Here is a 1,409-nt window from a genome sequence, read left to right on the forward strand (position 1 = left end):
GGGTCTGTCCGTTCCTTTGTGTATGGGGCTTCGGCTTAGTTGATTCCTAGGCGGTCGCCGTAGGTGATGGACAGGGTATTCGGGATAGCTTTCCAGCTGGCGATCTGCCCGGTCGGGTTCGTGCGATTCGGGCGCCGCTCGAGCACCGTCAGGTAGAGCACCTTCATCGTCGCCTGCTCGTTGGGGAAGTGCCCGCGGCGTCTCGTGGCCTGCCGGAACCTGGCATTGAGCGACTCGATCCCATTGGTCGTATAGATGAGGCGTCTGATCTCGGGCGGGAACTTCAGGAACGGCACGAACTCGCCCCACGCGCTCTCCCACATCTGGGTCATCGCCGGATACAGGCTCCGCCATTGCTCGGCGAACTCCGCGAATCTCGCCTCGGCCGCTGCGATGGTCGGAGCGGTATAGACCTCGCGGAGCTGCCCGGTGATCTTGGACCAGTACTTCTTCGACGCGTATCGAAGTGAGTTCCGCACGAGATGCACGACACACTGCTGCACCGTTGCGAGGGGCCAGATCGCGGTGATCGCATCGGGGAGGCTTTTGAGTCCGTCGCGGCAGACGATGCAGACATCGGCGACACCACGGTTGCGCAGCTCCGTGAGCATGTTCATCCTCTGCTTCGCGCCCTCCCCGCCGGTCGGTCCCATCCACAACCCGAGAACGTCACGGTGACCCTCGAGATCGATGCCGACAGCGACGTAGACAGGCCGGTTGGCGACCTGCCCGTCGCGGACCTTGATCACGAGCGCGTCGATCAGAACCACGGGATAGACGAGGTCCAGCGGACGGGCTTGCCATTCCTGCATGTCGCCGAGCACCTTGTCGGTCACCGTCGACACCAGATCATGAGAGACGTCTGATCCGTAGAGATCGGAGAGGTGCTTGGCGATATCGCCGGTGGTCATGCCCTTCGCATACAGCGAGATCACCGCCTCGTCGAACCCCGCGATCCGGCGCTGATGCTTGGGCACCACCACCGGCGCGAACGTGCCCGCCCGGTCCCTCGGGACCTGGATCGTGAGATCGCCGATCTCGGTCCGCACCGTCTTCGGCGTGGATCCGTTCCGGCTGTTCGGCGTCTGCTTCCCGACCCGATCGCCCGGGTCGTAGCCGAGGTGCTCGGTCAGCTCCGCTTCCAACGCGGACTGCAGGACCTGCCGGGTCAGTCCCGTCAGCAGCCCGTTCGGGCCAGTCAGTTCGATCCCTTGACCACGAGCGGCGGCCACGAGTTGCTCCGCGACCGCGGTGATATTCGGCGGCGCAGGAAGGACCTCCCCGGTTCGCAGATCGACGGTCTCGGATTGCTCAGTTGTTGTCTTCAATTCAGTGCTCATGACGTGATTCATCTTCCCGTCCGACCGAAGCCGAACCGATCACGCCGAACCCCTCACACACAAACTTTC

Annotated in this window: 1 protein-coding gene; it reads right to left on the bottom strand. The window is 63.4% G+C overall.

The window, feature by feature from the left end:
- Positions 1 to 35 precede the first annotated feature (35 nt).
- Complete coding sequence (locus tag FM119_RS04965; RefSeq protein ID WP_218778726.1) at positions 36 to 1,340, bottom strand: IS256 family transposase; 1,305 nt, start codon at positions 1,338 to 1,340, stop codon at positions 36 to 38.
- Positions 1,341 to 1,409: the final 69 nt, after the last annotated feature.

It is taken from the genome of Mycetocola reblochoni REB411 (assembly GCF_900163835.1).
Lineage (GTDB): Bacteria > Actinomycetota > Actinomycetes > Actinomycetales > Microbacteriaceae > Mycetocola_B > Mycetocola_B reblochoni.